Source organism: Pseudomonas sp. ok272 (genome assembly GCF_900109995.1).
Taxonomy (GTDB): domain Bacteria; phylum Pseudomonadota; class Gammaproteobacteria; order Pseudomonadales; family Pseudomonadaceae; genus Aquipseudomonas.
On record NZ_FOCB01000001.1, the window covers coordinates 303,232 to 327,944 of the forward strand.

Consider the following 24,713-nt stretch of genomic DNA (forward strand, 5'->3'; position numbering starts at 1 on the left):
TCAACTTTGGAGTGTTTACAACAATGGCAAAAATCGTCGACATCAAAGGTCGTGAAGTTCTCGACTCCCGTGGCAACCCCACCGTCGAAGCAGACGTACTTCTCGACAACGGCATCATCGGCAGCGCCTGCGCGCCGTCCGGTGCTTCCACCGGCTCGCGTGAAGCGCTCGAGCTGCGTGATGGCGACAAGAGCCGTTACCTGGGCAAAGGTGTCCTGAAGGCTGTGGCTAACATCAACGGTCCGATTCGCACCGCGCTGCTGGGTAAAGACCCGGTTGACCAGAAAGCCCTCGACCGCATCATGATCGAGCTGGACGGTACCGAGAACAAAGGCAGCCTGGGCGCCAACGCGATCCTGGCCGTGTCCCTGGCCGCTGCCAAGGCCGCCGCCCATGATCAAGACCTGCCGCTGTACGCACACATTGCCAACCTGAACGGCACCCCGGGTGTCTACTCGATGCCGGTGCCGATGATGAACATCATCAACGGTGGCGAGCACGCCGATAACAACGTCGACATCCAGGAGTTCATGGTCCAGCCGGTTGGCGCCAAGACCTTCTCGGAAGGCCTGCGCATGGGTACCGAGATCTTTCATCACCTCAAGGCTGTGCTCAAGGCCCGTGGCCTGAGCACCGCAGTCGGTGACGAAGGTGGTTTCGCACCGAACCTGGCGTCCAACGAAGATGCACTCAAAGTGATCTCCGAAGCCGTGGCCAACGCTGGCTACAAGCTGGGCACCGACGTGACCCTGGCCCTGGATTGCGCGGCCAGCGAGTTCTACGAAGACGGTAAGTACAACCTGTCCGGCGAAGGCCAGGTGTTCACCGCCGAAGGTTTTGCCGACTACCTCAAGGGCCTGACCGAGCGTTACCCGATCATCTCCATCGAAGATGGCCTGGACGAGTCCGACTGGGCTGGCTGGAAGATCCTCACCGACAAGATCGGCGAGAAGACCCAGTTGGTAGGCGACGACCTGTTCGTGACCAACACCAAGATCCTGAAAGAAGGCATCGACAAGAAGATTGCCAACTCGATCCTGATCAAGTTCAACCAGATCGGCACCCTGACCGAAACCCTGGAAGCCATCCAGATGGCCAAGGCCGCGGGCTACACCGCCGTGATCTCGCACCGCTCCGGCGAAACCGAAGATTCGACCATTGCCGACCTGGCCGTGGGCACTGCGGCAGGCCAGATCAAAACCGGTTCGCTGTGCCGTTCCGATCGCGTATCCAAGTACAACCAACTGCTGCGTATCGAAGAGCAATTGGGCGCCAAGGCCACGTACAACGGCCGTAGCGAGTTCCGCGGCTAAGTCTGAAGCGTAAAAAGACAGCGGATTGCGTCGATATCGTCGCTGTATTAGTCGATCGACGCTAATCTGATGCCTTAGAGTGCGAGCCTGGATCTTTCCAGGCTTCGTGCTATCAGATGCTTCAAAGTATTGGCATGGCTGTTTTTTCACTGGATACCTGATATTCGATGCGCAGTCCCTATTGGTTGTTTCTTGTCCTGCTCTTGCTCCTGGGTGGTTTGCAGTACCGCCTGTGGGTGGGAAATGGCAGCCTGGCCCAAGTCGCCGAACTGACTCAGCAAATTGCTGACCAGCACGCTGAAAACCAGGCACTGCTAGAGCGCAACCGGGTGCTGGACGCCGAAGTCATGGAGTTGAAAAAAGGCATGGAGACCGTTGAAGAGCGGGCTCGCCACGAGTTGGGCATGGTCAAGGACGGTGAAACGCTTTACCAGTTGGCCCAATGATGCATTCCTTGCCGGCCTTTTGGGCCGTGATTCCCGCCGCGGGCGTTGGTGCTCGTATGGCGGCCGACCGTCCCAAGCAGTATCTGCAACTGGGCGGGCGCACTATTCTCGAACACAGCCTTGGCTGTTTTCTCGATCACCCAGCCCTCAAGGGCCTGGTGGTCAGTCTTGCCGTAGATGATCCCTATTGGCCAAACCTGGCCTGCGCTGCCGATCCTCGTATCCAGCGTGTTGACGGGGGTGAAGAACGTTCGGGGTCGGTACTCAACGCGTTGCTGCATTTGCATGCGCAAGGGGCGGCCGATGACGATTGGGTGTTGGTTCATGACGCGGCGCGCCCCAACCTGACGCGCGATGATCTGGACAAACTGCTGTCGGAACTGGCTGATGATCCCGTCGGCGGTTTGCTGGCGGTTCCCGCACGTGACACGCTCAAGCGCGTGGACAAGCAGGGGCGGGTCGTCGAGACCGTCGACCGCAGCTTGATCTGGCAGGCTTACACGCCGCAAATGTTCCGCCTGGGCGCGTTGCATCGGGCATTGGCTGACAGCCTGGTGGCGGATGTGAGCATCACCGACGAAGCTTCGGCGATGGAGTGGGCAGGGCAGGCACCGCGCTTGATCGAGGGGCGCGGGGATAACCTCAAGGTTACCCGTCCCGAAGACCTCGAATGGCTGCGCCTGCGCTGGATCAATCGGCCTTAGGTTACGTACTCCGGCCGTAACGCCAAACCTTCCTTCAAGTAGTCCACCAACTTGCGTACCTTCGGCGACAAATGCCGTTGCTGTGGATACAGCGCCCACACTGCGGTGTTAGGCGGTTGATGAGCATCGAGCAGCGACACCAGTGCGCCGCTCTTGAGGTGCTCAAGCGCGTAGTAGTCCGGTAGCTGACACAGTCCTACTCCTTCTAACGCTGCATCCAGTACGGCTTGCCCACTGTTGCAGCGCCAATTGCCCTGTACCCGTTGGGAAAACTCCCTACCGTCCTGCGCCAGTTGCCAGATATCCGAACTCCCGATCAGGCAGTTATGCCGGCTGAGTTCCGACAGGCTGTGTGGCCGGCCATACCGTTCCAGGTAGGAGGGTGACGCGCACAGGTACATGCGGCGCGGGGCCAGGCGGGTGGCCATCAAGCGTGAATCTTGCAGGCGTCCCAGGCGGATCGCCAGGTCCAGGCCCTCATGCACCAGGTCCAGGGGGCGATTGCTCAGCTCGATGTCGACCCGCAGTTGCGGGTAAAGCCCCATGAAACGCGTCACCAGCGGCACGATAAACCGCTCGCCATAGGCCACTGCGCATGTCATGCGCAGCATGCCCTTGGGTTCACTGGCCAGATCGCCGACCGCGCGCAACGCTTCTTCGCGACCGTCTTGCAGGCGCTGACAGTGTTGGAGGAACGTTTGTCCAGCCTCGGTCAGGGTCACTCGCCGGGTACTTCGATAGAGCAGGCGGGTTTGCAGGCGCTCTTCCAGGCGTACGACTTGTCGACTGACGTGGGACGATGAAACCCCGAGCCGCTCGGCCGCCGCGGTGAATTGGCTGCATTCGGCGACGGCGACGAACTCGTCGATACCTTCCCAGCGGCTCTCGGACATGTTGATTATCCCTGTATGGCAATAATATTTTGCATTTGTCTCGATTATTCATCGGATGGCCCTGTATTACACTCCCAGCCTCGTTTTTATTCACTGGAGAGTCAGGATGATCAAGTCGCGCGCTGCTGTTGCCTTCGAGGCCAAGAAACCCCTTGAGATCGTTGAAGTCGATGTCGCCATGCCCAAGGCGGGCGAAGTCCTGCTGCGTGTGGTTGCCTCCGGTGTGTGTCATACCGATGCCTACACCCTGTCAGGCGCTGACCCGGAAGGCATCTTCCCGTCGATTCTCGGCCATGAAGGCGGGGCGATCGTCGAAGCCATTGGCGAGGGCGTGACGTCGGTGGCGGTGGGCGACCACGTGATTCCGCTGTACACCCCGGAATGTGGCCAGTGCAAGTTCTGCAAGTCGGGCAAGACCAACCTCTGCCAGGCGATCCGTGCGACCCAGGGCAAAGGCTTGATGCCGGATGGCACCACGCGTTTCTCCTACAAGGGTCAGCCGATTTTCCACTACATGGGCACCTCGACCTTCTCCGAGTACACCGTGTTGCCGGAAATCTCCGTGGCGAAGATTCCCAAGGACGCACCACTGGAAAAAGTCTGCTTGCTGGGCTGTGGCGTCACCACCGGCATTGGCGCAGTCATCAACACCGCCAAGGTCCAGCCGGGCGACACCGTGGCCATCTTCGGCCTGGGCGGGATCGGTTTGTCGGCAGTCATTGGTGCGGTAAAGGCCAAGGCAGCCCGTATCATTGCCATCGACATCAACCCGGGCAAGTTTGAAATCGCCAAGCAATTGGGGGCCACCGATTGTGTGAACCCGAAAGACTTCGACCGTCCGATCCAGGAGGTCATCGTTGACATGACCGATGGCGGCGTCGATTTTTCCTTCGAGTGCATCGGTAATGTTCAACTGATGCGAGCCGCCTTGGAGTGCTGCCACAAAGGTTGGGGCGAGTCGGTGATCATTGGTGTTGCCGGTGCCGGCCAGGAAATTGCGACCCGTCCGTTCCAACTGGTGACCGGTCGCGTCTGGCGCGGTTCGGCATTCGGTGGGGTGCGTGGCCGCAGCGAACTGCCGAGCTATGTGGAAATGGCCCAGACCGGTGAGATCCCGCTGGATACCTTCATCACCCACACCATGGGCCTGGAAGACATCAATAAGGCCTTCGACCTGATGCATGAAGGCAAGAGCATCCGCACCGTCATCCATTTCTGAGGTGGGCCATGACTCTGGAGAATCTCTCTTGCCAGAAGAGCTTTGGCGGCTGGCATAAACGCTACAAGCATCACTCCCAGGTGCTGGGCTGCGACATGGTGTTTGCCGTGTTCCTTCCGCCACAGGCGGAGCAGGGCGGCAAGCTGCCGGTACTGTACTGGCTGTCCGGGTTGACCTGCACCGATGAGAACTTCATGCACAAGGCCGGGGCGATGCGCCTGGCGGCCGAGTTGGGGTTGATCATCGTCGCACCGGATACCAGCCCCCGTGGCGCGGAGGTACCAGACGATCCGGACGCGGCGTGGGACTTCGGCCTGGGGGCCGGGTTCTACCTGAACGCGACGCAGGAACCCTGGGCCAAGCACTATCGGATGCATGACTACGTAGTGCAGGAATTACCGGCGTTGGTCGAGGCGCATTTCCCGGCGTCGGATAAGCGCGGAATCAGCGGTCACTCCATGGGCGGGCATGGTGCCCTGGTGTGCGCCTTGCGCAATCCAGGCCGCTACCAATCGGTATCGGCCTTTGCGCCCATTAGCAATCCAATGGATTGCCCCTGGGGGCAAAAGGCGTTCTCCCGCTACTTGGGCGAAGAGCGTTCGAAGTGGCGAGAGTGGGATGCCTGTGTGCTGATCAGCGAAGCGCGCGAGCAGTTGCCGTTGCTGGTGGATCAGGGGGACCGGGATGACTTCCTGGCAACCCAGTTGAAGCCGGATGCGCTGCAACAAGCGGCAAAACTTTCAGGCCATCCCCTGACGCTGCGGCTGCAACCGGGCTACGACCACAGTTACTTCTTCATTGCCAGCTTCATCGACGATCACTTGCGACATCACGCCCACGCCCTGGACGCCTAAAGCAGGTAGAATCACGCCCTGACTCTATCGGGGCGTTTTTTTATGCGTATTGGCCACGGCTACGATGTGCACCGTTTCGCCGAAGGCGACTTCATTACCCTGGGCGGGGTGCGGATTGCCCACAGCGTTGGGCTATTGGCTCACTCTGACGGCGACGTGTTGCTGCATGCGCTCAGCGATGCCTTGCTGGGGGCGGCGGCGCTGGGTGATATCGGCAAGCATTTTCCGGACACCGACCCGCAGTTCAAGGGGGCCGACAGCCGTGCGCTGTTGCGGCATGTCGTTGCGCTGATCCACGCTAAAGGCTGGAAAGTCGGTAACGTCGACAACACCATCGTTGCCCAGGCGCCGAAAATGGCCCCGCATATCGAATCGATGCGTGCGCTGATTGCCGCGGATCTTCAAATTGAGTTGGATCAAGTGAACGTGAAAGCCACCACCACCGAGAAGCTTGGCTTCGTCGGTCGCGAAGAAGGTATTGCCGTGCATTCCGTCGCCTTGTTGCTGCGTCCATGAACGACGTGCAATTGCTCGGCCCGCGGGCCTATGGCGAGCCCTTGGGCACTGCCGTATTGAAAGCCATCGCCGAGGATTTCCAGGTCGATGAAGTCCTCGATATTCCCCTGACCGGCGACGGCGAGCACCTATGGATCTGGGTTGAAAAACGTGGCCTGAATACCGAGGAGGCGGCGCGGCGCATTGCCAAGGCTGCCGGTGTGCCGTTGCGTACCGTCAGCTATGCCGGCTTGAAGGATCGCCAGGCCCTCACGCGCCAGTGGTTCAGCGTGCAATTGCCGGGCAAGGCCGATCCGGACCTGTCTGCTGCAGAAAACGACACACTGAAAGTCCTGAAGACCGCGCGGCACAAGCGCAAGCTGCAACGGGGTGCCCATTCCGCCAACGGCTTCACCTTGCGCCTGACCCAGTTTGCCGGGGACAAGGACGCCCTTGACGCACGCCTGCAATTGATCGCCAAGCAAGGCATCCCCAACTATTTCGGCGCCCAGCGTTTCGGCCATGACGGCGGTAACGTGGTCGATGCCCGTAGCTGGGCTGCGCGCAAGGCTCTGCCGGAGCAGCGCAATGTGCGTTCGCGCCTGCTGTCCACGGCGCGTAGCTATTTGTTCAATCAAGTGTTGGCGGCCCGCGTCGCTGACGGCAGTTGGCAGCGCGCCCAAGTGGGCGACTTGCTGGCCTTCACCGACAGCCGCAGTTTTTTCCCCGCGGGCGAAGCTGAATGCAGCGACCCGCGCTTGGCCATACTTGATCTGCACCCCACGGGTCCGCAATGGGGCGAGGGCGAGTCACCGGCCAGCGGTGCGACCCACGAATTGGAACAATGGATCGCCACGGCCGAAGCGGACCTGCGCGACTGGTTGGTCAATGCCGGAATGAGCCATGAACGTCGCATCCTGCGACTGCCCATTGGCGGTTTGACATGGCATTATCCCGAACCTGACATTCTGCAACTGGAATTCGTCCTGCCGGCCGGATGCTTCGCCACTGTATTGGTGCGCGAACTCGTTGATCTGGTGCCGGTGGGGCAGACGGACAGCTCATGCGTATTCTGATTTCTAACGACGACGGGGTAACCGCCCCGGGTCTTGCCGCGCTTCATGCCGCGCTGGCGGATTATGCCGAGTGCGTGGTGATTGCCCCGGACCAGGACAAAAGTGGCGCCAGCAGTTCGCTGACGCTCGACCGTCCGTTGCACCCGCAAACGCTGGCCAATGGATTTATCAGTCTCAACGGCACGCCGACCGACTGCGTACACCTGGGTCTCAATGGTCTGCTGGAGATTGAACCGGACATGGTGGTTTCCGGGATCAACCTGGGCGCCAACCTGGGCGACGACGTGCTGTATTCCGGTACGGTCGCCGCGGCGCTAGAAGGGCGATTCCTGGCCAAGCCTTCCTTCGCCTTTTCGCTGGTCTCACGGCAAGTGGAAAACCTGCCGACGGCGGCCTATTTCGCGCGCAAGCTGGTCGAGGCCCATGCCGGATTGGCGTTGCCGCCGCGTACGGTGCTGAACGTGAATATTCCCAACTTGCCTCTGGATCACATCCGCGGCATCCAACTGACCCGCCTGGGCCATCGTGCCCGCGCGGCAGCGCCGATGAAGGTCGTCGATCCGCGTGGCAAGTCCGGCTACTGGATTGCTGCAGCCGGCGATGCCGAGGATGGTGGCGTGGGCACAGACTTCCATGCGGTGATGCAGGGCTATGTCTCCATTACACCGCTGCTGCTTGATCGCACCTTCAATGATGCTTTCAGAAGTCTCGATGGCTGGCTGGAGGGGCTGCGCTGATGGCTCGCGAGCAAGACGATATGCTGCGCCGCGGAATCGGCATGACCTCCCAGCGTACCCGTGAACGCCTGATTCAACGTCTGTATGAAGAGGGCCTGAGCAACGCGCAGGTGCTGGAAGTGATCCGTCGTACCCCGCGCCATCTGTTCGTTGATGAAGCGCTGGCCCACCGTGCCTATGAAGACACGGCGCTACCGATTGGCCACAACCAGACCATTTCCCAGCCCTATATGGTGGCGCGCATGAGCGAGCTGCTGCTGGAGGCTGGTCCTCTGGATAAAGTGCTGGAGATCGGCACGGGTTCGGGCTACCAGACAGCCGTGCTGTCGCAGTTGGTCGAGCGAGTGTTCTCGGTAGAACGCATCAAGGTGCTGCAGGACCGAGCCAAGGAACGCCTGGTCGAATTGAACCTGCGCAACGTGGTCTTTCGCTGGGGTGATGGCTGGGAGGGCTGGCCTGCGCTGGCGCCTTACAACGGCATCATTGTCACCGCGGTGGCCACCGATGTACCGCAGGCGCTGCTCGATCAACTGGCGCCTGGAGGCCGTTTGGTGATTCCGGTAGGCTCGGGTGAGGTGCAGCAACTCATGTTGATCATTCGTGAGGAGCAGGGTTTCTCCAGGCGTGTTCTGGGGGCGGTTCGCTTCGTCCCATTGCTCAATGGCCCGCTGGCCTGAGCTTTTGTTCAACGGCGCTGAACGCTCTTCGATTGCCTGGGTCTTACGGCGGCATCGGTTGGATAAACGCACCTGTGTAGCTTCAAGCCAGCCTGCGTGTGTCTGGATTTCGCTTTGTCGGCGGTAAAGCGCGGACGGCCAGTTATACTTGCGACACTTCATGCCTGAACAAGGCACATTCTATTTTCAGCCACCAGAAAGGGAGCGGCGGGTGAGTCTCAATGTCATTGCGCAGCGTATCGGTACAGCAAGCTTTAAGTGCCTGGTCACTGGCCTTGTCTTGAGTTCCTTGTTGGTCGGTTGCTCCAGCACGCGATCCAGCGACGTGCGTGTCGTCGATCGCAACAGTACGGCCAACCAGCGGCCCGCGGTCACCACGGGCCAGCACGTAGTCCGTAAGGGCGATACCCTGTTTTCCATCGCCTTTCGCTACGGCTGGGACTACAAGGCCCTGGCGGCACGAAACAATATTCCTACGCCCTACACCATTCACCCAGGTCAGACTATTCGCTTTGATGGCCGTGCGGGTTCAACGCCAAGCCAAACTGTGACGTCGTCGACAACCAACACCTCTTCGTCCGGCAAATTCACCGTCACCCGGCGCCCTGCGTCGAGCGCCAGCGGTACCACGGCGTCCGTTGCGCCGTCCGTCGCAAACAAGCCAGCCCCCGTAACGTTGCCACTGGCCGGACCTGCGCCGAAAGGATGGGGGTGGCCATCTAACGGCATTTTGATTGGAAAATTTTCTTCAAACGGTAGTTTGAATAAAGGAATTGATATCGCCGGAGATTTGGGACAGCCTGTTTTGGCTGCGTCTGATGGGACTGTCGTATACGCCGGGAGTGGCTTGCGGGGCTACGGCGAACTGGTCATCATCAAGCACAGCGATACCTACGTCAGTGCCTACGGTCACAACCGCAGGCTGTTGGTTCGGGAGGGGCAGCAGGTCAAGGTCGGACAGACAATTGCCGAAATGGGGTCAACGGGTACAGACCGGGTGAAACTGCATTTTGAGATTCGCCGACAAGGTAAGCCTGTAGATCCGCTGCAATTCCTGCCACGCCGTTGATTTGTTGCCAGCCTGTTCCGTCACGTAGAGGGAACAGGCTCCAGCGTTGCCAAGGATAAAGGCGCCGCTTGAGCTTGAGGTCGAACTCACCAAAGGACTATAACAATGGCTCTCAGTAAAGAAGTGCCGGAGTTTGACATCGACGATGAGGTTCTCCTGATGGAGACCGACGTCGCATCGGATTCGACGCCGATAGAAGGCTCAGCTATGCCTTCGACTCGCGCCAAGTCCAAACACTCCGCTTCACTCAAGCAACACAAGTACATTGACTACACGCGTGCGCTTGATGCCACTCAGCTGTATCTCAATGAAATCGGTTTTTCCCCCCTGTTGTCCCCGGAAGAAGAAGTTCATTTTGCGCGCCTGTCGCAAAGTGGTGATCCGGCTGGGCGCAAGCGGATGATTGAAAGTAACTTGCGCCTGGTGGTGAAAATCGCTCGACGTTATGTCAATCGTGGGCTGTCGTTGCTTGATCTGATTGAAGAGGGCAACCTCGGGCTTATCCGGGCTGTGGAGAAGTTTGATCCGGAGCGTGGCTTTCGCTTTTCGACCTATGCCACTTGGTGGATTCGTCAGACCATCGAGCGTGCGATCATGAACCAGACCCGGACCATCCGGTTACCGATTCATGTGGTAAAAGAGCTCAACGTCTACCTTCGGGCAGCGCGCGAGCTGACTCAAAAGCTCGACCATGAACCCTCACCCGAAGAAATCGCCAACCTGCTGGAGAAACCGGTGGGAGAGGTCAAGCGCATGCTGGGCTTGAATGAGCGGGTTTCTTCGGTCGACGTCTCGCTGGGGCCGGACTCGGATAAAACCCTGCTGGATACGCTCACTGATGATCGGCCTACCGACCCGTGTGAACTGCTTCAGGATGATGATCTGTCACAGAGCATCGATCAGTGGCTCTCTGAGTTGACCGACAAGCAGCGAGAGGTGGTGATCCGCCGCTTTGGGTTGCGCGGTCACGAGAGCAGCACGCTGGAGGACGTTGGCCTGGAGATCGGCTTAACTCGTGAGCGCGTCAGGCAGATTCAGGTTGAAGGTCTGAAACGGCTACGTGAAATCCTTGAGAAAAATGGACTGTCGAGTGAGTCGCTATTCCAGTAGTGGAAACATACTTACTTGAAAGTCAAAAAAGCCCCGTCTGTTACGGGGCTTTTTGTTGTTTGTCTGTAAGTGCGATGTTTGAATGTTTAAGTGCAGTCCAAGCTATTTCTCTGGCTTGTGTAAGCCGTGGCTTACTCTTTCGTAAGTATTCGGTTTGTATGGCTGGAGATAGTTGTCGCCTAGGAACTTGCTATGTTTCTAGTTTGTTGTTTTTAAAAGATATTTAGTTTTATGGCGCGCCGATATTTCCCATGTGTTTAACCGGGCGTAGTGGTTGCTCTTATGGGGAAAAGCTCTAATATCAGTCCTGTGTCAACGGATAGACACAGCCATCAAGGAGGGTGGTCTAGGAACATCGCAAGGACGTGATTCATCAGGATGATGAAAGGGAACATAGGGAATAGGGAAAAAATGTGGGCGGGTCATACCGCCCCTTTTTTTGCCTGCGAAAAAGCCATTGGCCCTGAAATCCAAAGGCTCACGCACTCAACCACCCCGCGCGGCAAGACGCTGGGTGAGCAAACCGGGTATGTCGGGGTTTTGCGGGTCCAGCGCCATGACTCACGCACTAACTGTGTGTGTTAGAGCGTAAGTCGTTGATGGGGGGCGAGGTCGCGACGATCAGCGTTCGAGGTCTTTGATCTTGCCTTTAACGCCATCCCACTCTTCGGCATCAGGCATCGATTCTTTCTTCTCGGTGATGTTGGGCCAGATTTCGGCTAGCTCAACGTTCAACTGAATGAATTCTTGCATGTCTTCCGGGACTTCGTCTTCGGAGAAGATGGCCACGGCAGGGCATTCTGGTTCGCACAGGGCGCAGTCGATGCACTCATCCGGGTGAATCACCAGGAAGTTCGGGCCTTCGTAAAAGCAGTCCACCGGACAGACTTCTACGCAGTCGGTGTACTTGCACTTGATGCAGTTGTCGGTGACGACGAAGGTCATTTCTAATTCTCTCCTCAGGCGGCGTGCTGCGCCCCTTCACGGTGGGGTCGCCAGGTTTGGGAGCGATAATCTGCAGGCGGGCTAAGCCTGCAGCATCCCAAACCGCGCGAGATTCTAACAGCTTGCGGCTAACAGCGTTAGATCCGTGTCTTCAGTGTATAGAGCATTTCGAGTGCACGGCGCGGCGTCATGTCATCCAGGTTGAGCTTGGCCAGTTCATCGAGCACCGGGTGGGGCAAGCTGGCGAACATATCGCTTTGCTGTGGCGTCGCGGGCCTGCCTTTGGCTGGTGCCGCAACTTCATGAGGCAGGGCCGTGGCTTCCAGTCGACCCAGATGCTCGCGAGCGCGCACGATGACCTCGGTGGGCACTCCGGCCAACTGCGCAACCGCCAGGCCATAGCTTTGGCTGGCTGGGCCAGGCAGCACGTGGTGAAGGAAGACAATTCGCTCATTGTGCTCGGTGGCATTGAGGTGAACGTTGGCCACCAGTGGCTGGCTCTCCGGTAGCACCGTCAGTTCGAAGTAGTGGGTGGCAAACAACGTGTAGGCACGCAGTTGAGCCAGGCGCTCGGCCGCGGCCCAGGCCAGGGACAGTCCGTCAAAGGTACTGGTGCCGCGGCCGACTTCGTCCATCAGCACCAGGCTGCGTTCGGTGGCGTTGTGCAGGATGTTTGCGGTTTCGCTCATTTCGACCATGAAGGTCGAACGGCCGCCCGCCAGGTCATCGCTGGAGCCGATCCGGGTGAAGATGCGGTCCACCAATGACAACTCGCAGCTGGCCGCCGGTACGAAGCTCCCGATGTGTGCCAACAGAACGATCAATGCGGTCTGACGCATGTAGGTGGATTTACCGCCCATGTTCGGACCGGTGATCACCAGCATCCGGGTGCTGTCGTCCAGGTTCAGGTCGTTGGCCACGAACGGGGTCGTCAGTACCTGCTCGACCACGGGGTGACGGCCCTGGCTGATGCGCATGCACGGTTCGCTGACGAATGTCGGGCAGTTCAGGTCCAGGTTCAGTGCCCGCTCTGCCAGGTTGCTCAGCACGTCCAGCTCGGCCAGCGCCGCTGCGGTGTCCTGGAGCGGTGGCAACTGGCTGATCAGGTCTTCGAGCAGTGCTTCGTAGAGCATCTTCTCCCGTGCCAGTGCGCGGCTCTTGGCCGACAGGGCCTTGTCTTCGAACGCCTTGAGTTCCGGCGTGATGAAGCGCTCGGCGCCCTTGAGGGTCTGGCGGCGGATGTAGTCGGCTGGGGCTGACTCGGCTTGCTTGCTCGGCAACTCGATGAAGTAGCCGTGAATACGGTTGTAGCCGACCTTGAGGTGAGACAGGCCGGTACGGGCTTTCTCGCGGGCTTCGAGATCGATCAGGAACTGGCCGGCGTTCTCGCTCAGCGATTGCAGGTCGTCGAGTTCGCTGTCGTAGCCAGTCTTCAGCACGCCGCCATCACGGATCACCGCGGGCGGGTTGTCGACGATGGCTTTTTCCAGCAGGGCGGCCAACACCGGGTAGGTGCTGGTGGTGGTCGCCAGCTGGTTCAAATGCTCGGCGTCCAACTCGCTCATGGCGACCTGCAGCGCCGGCAGGGCGCCCAGGGCGTCACGCAGGCGGGCGAGGTCTCGCGGGCGGGCGTTACGCAGGCCGATCCGCGCGAGGATCCGCTCGATGTCGCCGATTTCCTTGAGTTGCGGTTGCAGTTTTTCGAAGCGATAGCCATCGAGCAGGCAGGTGATTGAGCGTTGCCGCGCCTGCAAGACGTTCAGGTCGCGCAGTGGACGGTTCAACCAGCGGGTCAGCAAGCGGCTGCCCATGGCCGTCTGGCAGCGGTCGACCACCGATTGCAGGGTGTTGTCGCGCCCGCCCGCCAGGTTGGTATCCAGTTCCAGGTTGCGACGGCTAGCACCATCGAGCACCACGGTGTCGTCCAGGCGCTCATGGCGCAGGCTGCGCAGGTGCGGCAGCGCGGTGCGCTGGGTTTCCTTGGCGTAGCTCAACAGGCAACCGGCCGCGCCGATGGCCAGCGTCAGGTTTTCGCAGCCAAAACCCTTGAGATCCTGGGTGGAAAATTGCTGGCAAAGGCTTTTGAACGCCGAATCACGCTCGAAATCCCACGGCGCACGACGGCGAACGCCGCGACGCTTCTCCGCCGGCAGGTCCTTTGGCCAATCATCTGGAATCATCAACTCGACCGGGTTGACCCGCTCAAGCTCAGCCAGCAGGTTTTCCCAGCCTTTGATTTCCAGCACGGTGAAGTTGCCGCTGGTGATATCCAGCACGGCCAGGCCGAACAGGCGTTCATCGCCCAGCACGGCAGCGATCAGATTGTCGCGGCGCTCATCGAGCAGCGCTTCGTCGCTCACGGTGCCTGGGGTGATGATGCGCACCACCTGACGATCCACCGGCCCCTTGCTGGTCGCCGGGTCGCCAACCTGCTCACAGATCACCACCGATTCGCCGAGCTTGACCAGTTTGGCCAGGTAGCCTTCGGCAGCGTGGTAAGGAATCCCACACATGGGAATCGCCTGACCAGCCGATTGCCCGCGAGCGGTCAGGGTAATGTCCAACAGCTTGGCGGCCTTCTTCGCGTCCTCGTAGAAGATCTCGTAGAAGTCGCCCATGCGGTAGAACATCAACTGGTCGGGGTGCTGGTTCTTCAGGCGCCAGTACTGCTGCATCATCGGGGTGTGGCTGGAGAGGTCTGAAATTGGTTTATTCATCGGATAATTAGGCGAATTCATTCAAAAGGGGTGGGATAAAGGAGAGCGCTTGCCCGGCTTTTCCACGATGGATGCAAGGTTACCATGGGCCAGTCCGAGCGACCCAGGGATCAAAGCCGTACCGCTTTTTTCCAAGAACGATGCACTTTTATGCAAATACGCAATTGTCTTCATCCTAAAGAACCACCATTATGCGTTCCATGCAAAAACGCAACGTTTCTACCGTCCTAAGGGCACTGCTCGATCAACACCGGATCTCCCCTACGGAGCTTCACCGGCGTACCGGCGTGCCTCAATCCACGCTCTCGCGGATTCTCAGCGGGAAGATCGTCGACCCTTCGGATAAGCACATATCGAAGATCGCCGAGTACTTTCGCGTGAGTACCGATCAATTGCGCGGTCGCGCCGATATAGTGCCGACCTCGGTGGCGGCCGTTCAGGCGGCGCATTCCGAACTCAAGGACATAAGCCTGTGGGATGACGATACCCCCGTTGATGACGATGAGGTGTCGGTGCCTTTTTTGCGCGAGGTTGAATTGGCTGCTGGATCAGGAAGATTCGTCATTGAGGAAAGCGAGCGCGCCAGCCTGCGGTTCGGCAAGCGCAGCCTGCGTCATAACGGCGTGCAGTTCGACCAGGCCAAGTGCGTGACCGTACGCGGCAACAGCATGTTGCCCGTGTTGCGCGACGGTGCCACGGTCGGGGTCAACGCCGGAAAGTGCACGATTGGCGACATCATCGACGGCGACTTGTACGCCATCAACCACAACGGCCAGTTGCGGGTGAAGCAGCTTTATCGCCTGCCAACGGGGATTCGCCTGCGCAGCTTCAATCGCGATGAGCACCCGGACGAGGACTACAGCTTCCAGGACATCCAGGAAGAGCAAATCGTGATCCTCGGCCATGTCTTCTGGTGGGGCATGTACGCCCGCTAACCTCACTGCTGTCAGAAAAGCCCGCCCAGTCAGGTGGGTTTTTTTTCGCCTGCTGAAAAGTCCTAACGCCAGGATTCGCAAGGGTTGATGCGTTAATGCATTGATGGTGCACAAGCAAATGCATTTATGCATTGACTGTATATGCATACATGCATAATCTTTGTCTTAAGCCGCCCGACAAGGTGGCTGGAAACGAAGCTTTTTAGTTCCACGGCAACGGCAGCGATGGACCGGCCTCAACGGTTCAGAGGGTTGGCAACTGACACGGGTGTGCAGCGTAAAGCACCGTAAGCAGCTATCTGGCGGACAGGGTCGCGGTCGGAGGAACAAGTTTGAATGGATCCGTACCGGGCCAGTCGCACCGAACGATCGCGTGTCCGGTTTCAATGCCGACTGAGACAGGACGCAGGACCGCATTACTGAAAATGCCTGGCACGCGTCGGGCTTTTTGGAATGCCTGCCTGCCGCCAGGCCCATCAAGAGACAACGTTTGAACAGCACACAAACCCATGACCTATTGATCAACGCAGGAGGCGTGACATGACGAACGAGCCGCAAGTGTTGCTGGACATGCCGATCTGGCTTGTCATCGCCCTGGCGGTGATCGGCGGGGTGTCCGGCGAAATGTGGCGCGCCGACAAGGACGGCGCTCGCGGTTGGCCGCTGTTGCGGCGCCTGGCGCTGCGCTCGGGGGCCAGCATGGTCTGCGGGGTCTCGACCATCATGCTGCTGTATGCCGCCGGCGTGTCGATCTGGACCGCTGGCGCCTTCGGCTGCCTCACCGCGATGGCCGGCGCCGATGTGGCGATCGGGCTCTACGAGCGTTGGGCCGCCAAGCGCATAGGCGTGAGCGATGTGCTGCCGCGTGACTCCAGCCAGGACCGCTAGCGGTCAGCCAACCACCACCGATCCAGAACAAGTCCGATGGAATGGCTGACGAGGGGCGTAGACAATGACCCCGCCCCGCAAGGATGCGGGTTATCGACGGAAACTTTCCTTTACTCAAGCCTTCGGCATCACCGACGCAGGCGGTCGGGGGTTGAGGCCTGTCAGGCCTATATCAGGACGATTGCCCGCTAATACTTTGATCTTGCCCACGCCTTGCAAGCGTGTACTGCTCGTGTACGGTAACGCTCATACCCGCCTGATTTAAGGAGAGAGTCGTGAACGAAATCACCCAGCTTGCCGCGGACCTTGGTCGTCGTCTGCAGGTGCTCAATGCCCACGTCAGCACGGCCGAGTCCTGCACCGGGGGCGGTATCGCCGAGGCGATTACCCGGGTCGCCGGCAGCTCGGCGTGGTTCGAGGCCGGTTATGTCACCTATTCCAATCGTCAGAAAACCCAACAGCTGAACGTGCCGGCCGAGTTGTTCACCCAGGTCGGGGCGGTCAGTCGCGAGGTGGTCGAGGCGATGGTGCAGGGCGCGCAGCGTAATAGCCATGCGCGGTTTGCCGTGGCGGTCAGCGGGATTGCCGGGCCGGACGGTGGTTCTCCGAGCAAGCCGGTGGGCACTGTCTGGCTGGCGTGGGGCGTCGGCGACGCCGTGTTTGCTGAGTGTCGGCACTTCCCCGGAAACCGCGATGAGGTCCGCCGACAAACGGTGAAGGCCGCGCTAGAGGGGCTGCTGCTGCATGCCGACGGAGAAATCTCAAATCAGGGGTAGGCGATCCCCAAACGCTGTGGAATAATACTGGCTACTTATACAGGTGTTGGCCGACAGGCCTTATTGATTACGTGAGGACTTTAATGGACGACAACAAGAAGAAAGCCTTGGCTGCGGCCCTGGGTCAGATCGAACGTCAATTCGGCAAGGGTGCCGTAATGCGTATGGGCGATCAGGACCGTCAGGCGATCCCGGCTATCTCCACGGGCTCTTTGGGTCTGGACATCGCGCTTGGCATTGGCGGCCTGCCAAAAGGCCGTATCGTTGAAATCTACGGTCCTGAATCCTCCGGTAAAACCACCCTGACGCTCTCTGTTATCGCCCAAGCGCAAAAGGCCGGCGCGACCTGCGCATTCGTCGATGCCGAGCACGCACTGGACCCGGAATATGCCGGCAAGCTGGGCGTCAACGTCGACGACCTGCTGGTTTCCCAGCCAGACACTGGCGAACAAGCCCTGGAAATCACCGACATGCTGGTGCGTTCCAACGCGGTTGACGTGATCATCGTCGACTCCGTGGCTGCCCTGGTGCCGAAGGCTGAAATTGAAGGCGAAATGGGTGACATGCACGTGGGCCTGCAAGCCCGCCTGATGTCCCAGGCGCTGCGTAAAATCACCGGTAACATCAAGAACGCCAACTGCCTGGTGATCTTCATCAACCAGATCCGGATGAAGATCGGCGTGATGTTCGGCAGCCCGGAAACCACCACCGGTGGTAACGCGCTGAAGTTCTACGCCTCGGTTCGCCTGGACATCCGCCGTACCGGCGCGGTGAAGGAAGGCGACGAAGTAGTGGGCAGCGAAACCCGCGTCAAAGTGGTCAAGAACAAAGTAGCAGCGCCGTTCCGTCAGGCCGAGTTCCAGATTCTTTACGGCAAGGGCATCTACCTCAATGGCGAGATGATCGACCTGGGCGTGCTGCACGGCTTTGTCGAGAAGTCCGGCGCCTGGTATGCCTACAACGGCACCAAGATCGGTCAGGGCAAGGCCAACTCGGCCAAGTACCTGGCGGACAACCCGGATATCGCTGCCAAGCTCGAGAAGCAGATTCGTGACAAGCTGCTGACGCCAGCGGTTATTGATACCAATGCTTCTCCGGTCAAAGAGACCGAAGAAGAGCTGGTTGACGCTGATATCTGATTAACGCCATGACCGCCGTACTCGATACCCCCGTCGCAGTGCGGCGGACCGCAATGGACCTGCTCGCGAGACGTGAGCATGGTCGAGTCGAGCTGACGCGTAAACTGCGTCAGCGTGGCGCTCCAGATGAAATGATCGACACGGCCCTCGACCGTCTGACGGAAGAGGGCCTGCTGTCGGAATCACGCTACCTGGAAAGTTTTGTTTCCTATCGTGCTCGCTCTGGTTATGGCCCTTTGCGGATTCGTGAAGAGCTGGGCCAACGTGGTTTGCAGCGTGCCGATATCGAATTGGCCCTGCGCGAGTGCGGAATCAGTTGGCAAGAACACCTGGAAGACACCTGGCGGCGCAAGTTTGCCGGGCATCTACCGATAGACGCCCGTGAGCGTGCCAAGCAAGGGCGTTTTCTCGCCTACCGTGGTTACTCCATGGAGATGATCGGTCGCTTGTTCAGTGGCCGGGGGATGGAAGACTAGGAAGGGCCCGACTATGTCAGTAGTCGGGCCCTTTTTTGTTCACGAGACTTTGCTTGGTTCGCGTTGGCGCTGGGGTGTCGTGGCCTGGGTCGCGCCCCAGTTTTCTGGCAGGTTGATGTAGTCGACCAATTCGCGCAGGCGTCCATGATCACGAGCGTTGAAGGCGAAGGCCAGTCGCGTCAGGTGGCTGAACTGGATCTCATCGTGCTCCTCGCCAGCGTAGGCGTGCTGGTGAAATTGATCGCTGAGGCACAAGTCGGCGAAAGCTGTTTGCATGTGCGCAAGGGCCTGCTCATTGAGTGAATGATGCATGCGGATCACAAACTGACGCTTCAGCCAGCGGCTGGAGTGGAAGTTGCTGTAGAACTGATTGATCTGCGCCACGGCCTCTTCAACGCTGTACACCAGGCTCACCAGCTTCAGGTCGGTCGGCAGGATGTAACGGTTAGCCTCCAGCTGGCTGCGAATGAAGTCCAGCGCGCCTTCCCAGAAGCGGCCACCCGGTGCATCCAGCAACACCACGGGCACCAGCGGGCTCTTGCCGGTCTGGATCAGGGTCAGTACTTCCAGGGCTTCATCCAGGGTGCCGAAACCGCCAGGGCAGAGCACCAGGGCGTCGGCCTCTTTGACGAAGAACAGCTTGCGGGTAAAGAAAAAGTGGAACGGCAAGAGGTTGTCAGTGCCCCCGACGGTCGGGTTGGCGTGTTGCTCGAAGGGCAGGGTGATGTTGAACCCCAGGCTGTGATCCCGGCCCGCGCCTTCATGGGCGGCGGCCATGATGCCGCCACCGGCGCCGGTGATGACCATCAGGTTCGATTCGGCGAGTTTCTCCCCCAGCTCCCGGGCCATGGCATACAGCGGGTGTTCGATCGGCGTTCGTGCGGAACCGAACACCGTCACTTTGCGCCGTCCCTTGAACTTTTCCAGTACGTGGAAGGCGTGCTCCAGTTCGCGTAGCGCTTGCAGGGTGATCTTGGCATTCCAGCGGCTGTGGTCTTCTTGTGCCATGCACAGCACCGTCAGCATCATGTCGCGATAAATCGGGATGTTCGGACTGTTGGGGCAAACCAGGTTGAGCTGCTCTTCGATCTTCGTCGTGAGATCGACGCCGTTTTCTTGAAAGTGACGTATCAGAAGGTCATTCGGCTGGTAGGGCATTCAACTTCTCCTTCTACGCAGAACTACGGCTCGAACGAGAGATTCGTTGGTGCCGCTTTGAATCCAGACGCTCGCGCCGAGCGTGTCGAGATGATCATGGTCCTGGAAAGTCTGTGCTGGCAATCACTTATTAGCGGTTCTCAATCCGCTTTCACCGCCCGTCAGAACCTACGCTCAATAGTCGCGGCTCTGATTTACTAATCTACAGGCAGAACAAGACAGTCGCGCTTGCGGGGCGCAGCGCACGGTTTCAGGAGTGAGTGGTTATCGCGCAGGCACTGGCGATTCATAGGCACGGAGGCGGGGTATGACCCGGGTGGTACTGGACATTGATACACAGTTGTATCGAATGCTGAAAACAGCGGCCGAGGCCCATCGTATCAGCCTCGAAGAGGAGTGCCGCCGGCGCCTGGAAGGCCAGGAACAGCGCTCGCCTTACTTGCTGGCGCTGGTGGCGGAACTGCGCGCCGATGATGAGCAGCGGCGCGCGCGGGTGGGCTGATTACTTTTTCTTCTTCGGCGCGGGTTCGGCCGGGCAGTCCGATTCCTGGAACTTGGCCGAGGCCACAGGGCGGTTGGTTTTGTTCTCGGTGAACTCGTAACGCATGATCGCGCCCTTGGCCATCAGCTTGCGGTAGTTCGGATTGCGGCAAACACTGGCGCCCAATTGCAGGTACACCGCTTGTGGATTGGCGCGCATTTGTTCGGCGTAACCGGCCTGCACACTCAGATTGTCGATCAACTCGTTGCCTTCGACCGTATAACCGCGGTCGAGAATGTACTCATTGACCTCACGCGGCAGCCCGGCGTTACTTTCCGCAGCGACCTTCATCAGCATTTTGTTCAATTGGAAGTCTTGCAGCGACGCTGCCTGGACACTGAAAGGCAGCGCCAATGCGAGGGCAGCGGTCGTGGTGATGAGGCGCAGCATGAGTCTCTCCTGATTCAGTGACTGGTGCTTCGACCCGTCACGGGGCTGAGCGTTCAGTGGCGGCGAATTATAGGGGGCTTGGGGGTGGGCGGTACAGGCTTGGGCGGATGGCTCTGGTAAACTGCCGGCACTTTATTGCCCCGCCGAGCGCTTTTTGTGTCGATCCAATCCCTTTGCCATCTGTGCCAGTCATGAGCCACGCCGTTTCCCGCTTGCGTGCCCAGCGCCTGGCGCGTGCCGTCAGGCCCTTCGTTGCCCGCGGTTCGCGAGCTGAGCGATGCGCCGGTTGTCGAGTGATTCCCAGTCACTGCCTGTGCGCTTGGCGACCGAAGGTCGCGGCCAAATCCGCCATGTGCCTGCTCATGCACGATGTTGAGCCGATGAAGCCGAGCAATACGGGCTGGCTGATTGCGGACGTGATCAGCGACACCAGCGCCTTTCCCTGGTCACGTACCGAGGTCGAGCCGGACTTGTTGGCGCTGATCGCTGACCCGCAGTGGCAGCCGTATATCGTGTTCCCGGGGGAGTTTGTCGCGCCAGAGCGCGTGGTGACTCAGGTCGAGCTGCAAGCGGGCAAGCGCCCGCTGTTTATCCTGCTGGATGCGACGTGGAGCGAAGCGCGCAAGATGTTCCGCAAGAGTCCCTACCTGGAGCACTTGCCGGTCTTGAGCCTGGCGCCTGAGCAACTGTCGCGCTACAAGCTGCGACGTTCCAAGCGCGATGACCATTTCTGCACCGCTGAAGTCGCCGCGTTGTGCCTGGAGCTGGCCAACGATCAGGTGGCCAGTGAAGTGTTGGACGCCTACCTGGACGTCTTCAGTACCCATTACCTGTCGGCTAAATTCCAGAAGCCGATTGAGCCTGACGACGCAACCCACACCCGCCTCAAACCTTTCTTATAGGCCTCAGGCTCTCGCCAGCTCGGGCTTCTTCGGCCAGAGCTGCGCCACCAGCATGCCGGCGAGCATCAACGCGCAGCCAAAGTAGCCGCGCGGTTGCAGGTGTTCGTCCAGCAGCCATGCACCGGCGATCGCCGCGAACACCGCTTCCATGGAGAAGATGATGGCCGCGTGGGAGGCGATGGCGTCTTTTTGGGCGATGACTTGCAGGGTGTAGCCGATACCGACGGCAATCATCCCGCCATACACGATGGCCGGGCCGGCGGCGATGATCGCATTGAGATCGAAGGTTTCCAGGCACAGGGCCAGGATCAGGCTGATCACCGAGCAGGTGGCAAATTGGATGAACGCCAGGCGGATAACGTCATGCCGGCTGGCGAACACGCCCACCAGAATCACATGGCCGCCCCAGACGAATGCGCCAATCAGTTGTAGCCAGTCCCCGGAGGCGACGTGGAACTGCTCGCCGACGCTGAGCAGAAACATCCCGATCACCGCCAGCGCCGCACCCAGCCAGGTGCCCAACCCCGTCTTGTGGCCGATAAACAAGCCAATCAGCGGTACTACAATCACATACAGGCCGGTGATAAACCCGGCGTTAGTCACGCTGGTAAACAGCAGGCCGACCTGTTGCAGATTGATCCCCAGCGCCAGGGCCAGCCCCATGACGCCTCCGCCGATCAGCAGTCCCCGGGAAAGGAACGGTTCGGGCTTGGCGTGATGCGGGTTGCCGCGTAACACCAAGGGCAACAGGCACAGCGCCCCCAGGGCGAAGCGCAGGCCGGAGTAAAGGAAGGGACCGATGTGATCCATGCCGGAGGTTTGTGCGACAAATCCTGTTCCCCAAATCACTGCGGTGATCAGCATCAGGACGTCGGCACGCAGGGCTTTGGTCTGCATGAAGGCGCTCTTATTAGATAGCCGGCTAAGATGCCGTAAAGGATGCGGCTTGACCACCCCGGATTCGCTGGGCATCCTTGGCGCCGATTAGGGTGCGGCCGAAGATTGAAACGCTGGTTTTATGAACGTTTGGCGTTGAACGTACCCTGCTGGTATCGCCCTCTGGCGCTACTTCGAGTTGCTTTGGCGAGGCTTGAATGCATCGAGCCCGTCATAAAAAACAGGATCATTTGAAAAATGGCCACATACGACATCCTGATTGCCGATGATCACCCCCTTTTTCGCAGTGCGCTGCACCAGGCCGTCTCCCTCGGGCTGGGGCCTGACGTACGTCTGGTGGAAGTGGCGAGCATTGCCGAGTTGGAAACCCAACTGACCGCCAAGGTTGATTGGGACCTGGTGCTGCTGGACTTGAACATGCCCGGCGCCTATGGGTTTTCCGGACTGGTGCTGTTGCGCGGTCAGTACCCGCAAATCCCGGTGGTGATGGTCTCCGCGCAGGAAGAAGCATCGATCATGGTCAAGTCCCGTGAGTTCGGGGCCAGTGGCTTTATCCCCAAGTCCAGCTCCCTGGAAGTGATCCAGCAGGCGGTCCGTGCGGTGCTCGATGGCGATGTGTTCTGGCCGCCGCAGGCGTTTGAGGCGGTCAGTGTCTCGCCTGAAGCCAAGGCCGCCAGCGAAGGCCTGGCCAGCTTGACGCCACAGCAGTTCCGCGTGCTGACCATGGTCTGCGAAGGCCTGCTCAATAAGCAGATCGCCTATGAGTTGAGTGTTTCCGAGGCCACGATCAAGGCGCACGTGACGGCGATTTTCCGCAAGTTGGGTGTACGCACCCGCACTCAGGCGGCGTTGCTTTTGCAACAACTCGAATCAATTTCAAGCCACTAAACGCGCTGACTTCACGTTTTTTTGACTTTTGTTGATCTAGCTTTCCCACCCCTTTTTGGTTCAGTTGCCTATCTATGTCGCCTTTCAAAGGTCAAACCGGTCTTAAACGTATCCTCAATGCTTCCGGCTATTCGCTGGCTGGCCTGCGTGCAGCCTTCACTGGCGAAGCGGCTTTTCGTCAGTTGGTGTTGCTCAACGTCATCCTGATCCCGCTGACGTTCGTGTTGGATGTCAACCGTGTCGAACAGGCGCTGCTGATTGCCGTGTGCCTGCTCGCCCTGATTGTCGAGTTGCTCAACTCGGCCGTAGAAGCCGCCATCGACCGGATTTCCCTCGACCTGCACCCGCTGTCCAAGAACGCCAAGGACATGGGCAGCGCGGCCCAGTTCGTGGCCCTGTGCATGATCGGGCTGGTGTGGGCGGTGATTCTGCTTTAAGCGATGGTGGGCAGGACGATCTCGTCGCTGCGCTGAACCCCGGCGGTGAACGCGCGGCACAGGTCGAGGAACTCGCGCATGGCCGAGGTCTGGTACTTCTGCTTGTGCCAGATGAAATAGAACTGTCGCGCCAGGTCCAGGTCCGGTGTCTCCACCGCCACCAGGCTGCCCCGGCGAAACGCGTCGCGCAGTGCCAGGCGTGAGATGCAGCCAATCCCCAGGCCCGACTCCACGGCCCGCTTGATCGCTTCGGTATGTTCCAGCTCCAGGCGGATATTCAGCGCGTTGCGGTGATGGCGCATCGCTTGGTCGAAGGTCAGGCGGGTGCCGGAGCCCTGTTCGCGCAGGATCCACGCTTCATGGGTCAGTTCTTCCATGCTGGCCTGGCCACGGGCGGCGAGCGGATGCTGGGGGGCGCAGAACACCACCAGTTCGTCCTCGACCCAGCTCTGCACTTCGATGTCCGGATGGCTGCAGTCGCCTTCGATTAGACCCAGGTCAATTTCGTAGTGCGCGACTTGTTGCACGATATTGGCAGTGTTCTGCACATGCAGCTTCACCTGGCTTTCCGGATGGCGTTGCATGAAGCTGCCGATCAGCAAGGTGGCCAGGTAGTTGCCGATGGTCAGGGTGGCACCGACCGCCAGCGAGCCGAAGCCGGACTTGCCATTGAGCAGGTCCTCGATTTCCTTGGCCTGGTCCAGCAGGGCCACCGCCTGTGGCAGCAGCTGTTTGCCCAGGGCGTTGAGGCTCAGGCGCTTGCCGGCACGGTCGAACAGTTGGCAGCTCGATTGGCGCTCAAGTTCGGTGATGGAGGTGCTGGCCGCCGACTGTGACAGGTTGAGCAGGCCCGCAGCACGGGACACACTCTCTTGCTGAGCGACGGCGACGAAGACTTGAAGTTGACGTAGAGTAAATCGCATATCTATATAACCGATAACCCTTATCTTAATAATCCATTTAACAGATATTGTCGCCGCCATTAGAATGCTATGCAATTGCGCTTATCGTCGGCGCAGACAAAATCTCCA

Annotated in this window: 27 protein-coding genes; 20 read left to right on the plus strand and 7 right to left on the minus strand. The window is 59.5% G+C overall.

Annotation, left to right across the window (positions count from 1 at the left end; all coding sequences use genetic code 11):
* Positions 1 to 23: 23 nt before the first annotated feature.
* From eno to ispD, 3 genes are all read left to right on the plus strand, one after another.
* On the plus strand, positions 24 to 1,313 hold the full coding sequence (gene eno / locus BMW74_RS01380) for a phosphopyruvate hydratase (RefSeq protein WP_093412475.1): 1,290 nt from the start codon (positions 24 to 26) through the stop codon (positions 1,311 to 1,313).
* A 167-nt stretch (positions 1,314 to 1,480) separates the two neighbouring features.
* The gene (gene ftsB / locus BMW74_RS01385; RefSeq protein WP_093412478.1) at positions 1,481 to 1,759 is read left to right on the plus strand and encodes a cell division protein FtsB; all 279 of its coding nucleotides are present in this window, start codon (positions 1,481 to 1,483) and stop codon (positions 1,757 to 1,759) included.
* Positions 1,756 to 2,463, plus strand: coding sequence for a 2-C-methyl-D-erythritol 4-phosphate cytidylyltransferase (gene ispD, locus BMW74_RS01390; RefSeq protein ID WP_093412480.1), 708 nt, complete (start codon positions 1,756 to 1,758; stop codon positions 2,461 to 2,463). Before ftsB ends, ispD begins: the two co-directional genes overlap by 4 nt.
* On the opposite strand, the gene BMW74_RS01395 is transcribed toward ispD, so the two are convergent.
* On the minus strand, positions 2,460 to 3,356 hold the full coding sequence (locus BMW74_RS01395; protein WP_093412482.1) for a LysR substrate-binding domain-containing protein: 897 nt from the start codon (positions 3,354 to 3,356) through the stop codon (positions 2,460 to 2,462). The genes ispD and BMW74_RS01395 overlap by 4 nt on opposite strands.
* 106 nt (positions 3,357 to 3,462) lie before the next feature.
* Here BMW74_RS01395 and BMW74_RS01400 point away from each other — a divergent pair, with 106 nt between their 5' ends.
* The 8 genes from BMW74_RS01400 to rpoS all read left to right on the plus strand — a co-directional run bounded on the left by BMW74_RS01400 (position 3,463) and on the right by rpoS (position 10,593).
* On the plus strand, positions 3,463 to 4,575 hold the full coding sequence (locus BMW74_RS01400; RefSeq protein ID WP_093412484.1) for an S-(hydroxymethyl)glutathione dehydrogenase/class III alcohol dehydrogenase: 1,113 nt from the start codon (positions 3,463 to 3,465) through the stop codon (positions 4,573 to 4,575).
* 8 nt (positions 4,576 to 4,583) lie between these two features.
* On the plus strand, positions 4,584 to 5,429 hold the full coding sequence (fghA, locus tag BMW74_RS01405) for an S-formylglutathione hydrolase (protein ID WP_093412486.1): 846 nt from the start codon (positions 4,584 to 4,586) through the stop codon (positions 5,427 to 5,429).
* 42 nt (positions 5,430 to 5,471) lie between these two features.
* Positions 5,472 to 5,945, plus strand: coding sequence for a 2-C-methyl-D-erythritol 2,4-cyclodiphosphate synthase (ispF, locus tag BMW74_RS01410; protein WP_093412488.1), 474 nt, complete (start codon positions 5,472 to 5,474; stop codon positions 5,943 to 5,945).
* On the plus strand, positions 5,942 to 7,000 hold the full coding sequence (truD, locus tag BMW74_RS01415) for a tRNA pseudouridine(13) synthase TruD (RefSeq protein ID WP_093412490.1): 1,059 nt from the start codon (positions 5,942 to 5,944) through the stop codon (positions 6,998 to 7,000). The genes ispF and truD overlap by 4 nt, the downstream gene beginning before the upstream one ends.
* Positions 6,988 to 7,737, plus strand: a complete 750-nt coding sequence (gene surE / locus BMW74_RS01420; RefSeq protein WP_093412492.1) for a 5'/3'-nucleotidase SurE — start codon at positions 6,988 to 6,990, stop codon at positions 7,735 to 7,737. The genes truD and surE overlap by 13 nt, the downstream gene beginning before the upstream one ends.
* Before the next feature lie 41 nt (positions 7,738 to 7,778).
* Positions 7,779 to 8,414 (plus strand): protein-L-isoaspartate(D-aspartate) O-methyltransferase, encoded by a 636-nt coding sequence (locus BMW74_RS01425; RefSeq protein WP_172736405.1) that lies wholly within the window; start codon positions 7,779 to 7,781, stop codon positions 8,412 to 8,414.
* 211 nt (positions 8,415 to 8,625) lie between these two features.
* The gene (locus tag BMW74_RS01430) at positions 8,626 to 9,483 is read left to right on the plus strand and encodes a peptidoglycan DD-metalloendopeptidase family protein (RefSeq protein WP_093412499.1); all 858 of its coding nucleotides are present in this window, start codon (positions 8,626 to 8,628) and stop codon (positions 9,481 to 9,483) included.
* Between the two features lie 105 nt (positions 9,484 to 9,588).
* Positions 9,589 to 10,593, plus strand: coding sequence for an RNA polymerase sigma factor RpoS (rpoS, locus tag BMW74_RS01435; protein ID WP_093412502.1), 1,005 nt, complete (start codon positions 9,589 to 9,591; stop codon positions 10,591 to 10,593).
* 621 nt (positions 10,594 to 11,214) lie between these two features.
* Here rpoS and fdxA read toward each other — a convergent pair.
* Together fdxA and mutS are read right to left on the minus strand one after the other, a co-directional pair.
* Positions 11,215 to 11,538 carry a ferredoxin FdxA gene (gene fdxA, locus BMW74_RS01445; RefSeq protein WP_093412508.1) on the minus strand — a complete coding sequence of 108 codons (324 nt, stop codon included), beginning with the start codon at positions 11,536 to 11,538 and terminating at the stop codon, positions 11,215 to 11,217.
* A 137-nt stretch (positions 11,539 to 11,675) separates the two neighbouring features.
* Positions 11,676 to 14,243 (minus strand): DNA mismatch repair protein MutS, encoded by a 2,568-nt coding sequence (gene mutS / locus BMW74_RS01450; RefSeq protein WP_175479139.1) that lies wholly within the window; start codon positions 14,241 to 14,243, stop codon positions 11,676 to 11,678.
* A gap of 212 nt (positions 14,244 to 14,455) precedes the next feature.
* Between mutS and BMW74_RS01455 the strand changes: the two genes are divergently transcribed.
* The 5 genes from BMW74_RS01455 to recX all read left to right on the plus strand — a co-directional run bounded on the left by BMW74_RS01455 (position 14,456) and on the right by recX (position 18,469).
* The gene (locus tag BMW74_RS01455; protein ID WP_093413411.1) at positions 14,456 to 15,190 is read left to right on the plus strand and encodes a LexA family transcriptional regulator; all 735 of its coding nucleotides are present in this window, start codon (positions 14,456 to 14,458) and stop codon (positions 15,188 to 15,190) included.
* A gap of 540 nt (positions 15,191 to 15,730) precedes the next feature.
* A complete protein-coding gene (locus BMW74_RS01460; RefSeq protein WP_093412515.1) occupies positions 15,731 to 16,078 on the plus strand; it encodes a phage holin family protein in 348 nt (115 codons plus the stop codon).
* A gap of 275 nt (positions 16,079 to 16,353) precedes the next feature.
* Complete coding sequence (locus tag BMW74_RS01465) at positions 16,354 to 16,854, plus strand: CinA family protein (RefSeq protein ID WP_093412518.1); 501 nt, start codon at positions 16,354 to 16,356, stop codon at positions 16,852 to 16,854.
* Between the two features lie 83 nt (positions 16,855 to 16,937).
* Positions 16,938 to 17,993 (plus strand): recombinase RecA, encoded by a 1,056-nt coding sequence (gene recA / locus BMW74_RS01470; protein WP_093412521.1) that lies wholly within the window; start codon positions 16,938 to 16,940, stop codon positions 17,991 to 17,993.
* Positions 17,994 to 18,001: 8 nt separating this feature from the next.
* Positions 18,002 to 18,469, plus strand: a complete 468-nt coding sequence (recX, locus tag BMW74_RS01475) for a recombination regulator RecX (protein ID WP_093412524.1) — start codon at positions 18,002 to 18,004, stop codon at positions 18,467 to 18,469.
* A 39-nt stretch (positions 18,470 to 18,508) separates the two neighbouring features.
* Here recX and BMW74_RS01480 read toward each other — a convergent pair whose 3' ends face one another.
* A complete protein-coding gene (locus BMW74_RS01480; protein WP_093412527.1) occupies positions 18,509 to 19,627 on the minus strand; it encodes an LOG family protein in 1,119 nt (372 codons plus the stop codon).
* Positions 19,628 to 19,934: 307 nt separating this feature from the next.
* Between BMW74_RS01480 and BMW74_RS01485 the strand changes: the two genes are divergently transcribed.
* Entirely contained in the window at positions 19,935 to 20,129 is a 195-nt protein-coding gene (locus tag BMW74_RS01485) for a hypothetical protein (protein ID WP_093412530.1), read from the plus strand.
* On the opposite strand, the gene BMW74_RS01490 is transcribed toward BMW74_RS01485, so the two are convergent.
* Positions 20,130 to 20,558, minus strand: a complete 429-nt coding sequence (locus tag BMW74_RS01490) for a PA3611 family quorum-sensing-regulated virulence factor (RefSeq protein ID WP_093412533.1) — start codon at positions 20,556 to 20,558, stop codon at positions 20,130 to 20,132.
* Positions 20,559 to 20,749: 191 nt separating this feature from the next.
* Between BMW74_RS01490 and BMW74_RS01495 the strand changes: the two genes are divergently transcribed.
* Positions 20,750 to 21,460, plus strand: coding sequence for a tRNA-uridine aminocarboxypropyltransferase (locus BMW74_RS01495; RefSeq protein ID WP_093412536.1), 711 nt, complete (start codon positions 20,750 to 20,752; stop codon positions 21,458 to 21,460).
* 3 nt (positions 21,461 to 21,463) lie between these two features.
* Here BMW74_RS01495 and BMW74_RS01500 read toward each other — a convergent pair whose 3' ends face one another.
* Entirely contained in the window at positions 21,464 to 22,357 is an 894-nt protein-coding gene (locus tag BMW74_RS01500) for a DMT family transporter (protein WP_093412539.1), read from the minus strand.
* A 237-nt stretch (positions 22,358 to 22,594) separates the two neighbouring features.
* On the opposite strand from BMW74_RS01500, the gene erdR reads away from it, so the two are divergent.
* Both erdR and BMW74_RS01510 read left to right on the plus strand, forming a co-directional pair.
* Positions 22,595 to 23,245 carry a response regulator transcription factor ErdR gene (erdR, locus tag BMW74_RS01505; RefSeq protein ID WP_093412542.1) on the plus strand — a complete coding sequence of 217 codons (651 nt, stop codon included), beginning with the start codon at positions 22,595 to 22,597 and terminating at the stop codon, positions 23,243 to 23,245.
* 74 nt (positions 23,246 to 23,319) lie between these two features.
* Positions 23,320 to 23,682, plus strand: coding sequence for a diacylglycerol kinase (locus tag BMW74_RS01510; RefSeq protein WP_093412545.1), 363 nt, complete (start codon positions 23,320 to 23,322; stop codon positions 23,680 to 23,682).
* Here the strand turns inward: BMW74_RS01510 and BMW74_RS01515 are convergent.
* Entirely contained in the window at positions 23,679 to 24,605 is a 927-nt protein-coding gene (locus tag BMW74_RS01515; protein ID WP_093412548.1) for a LysR family transcriptional regulator, read from the minus strand. The genes BMW74_RS01510 and BMW74_RS01515 overlap by 4 nt on opposite strands.
* Positions 24,606 to 24,713 lie beyond the last annotated feature (108 nt).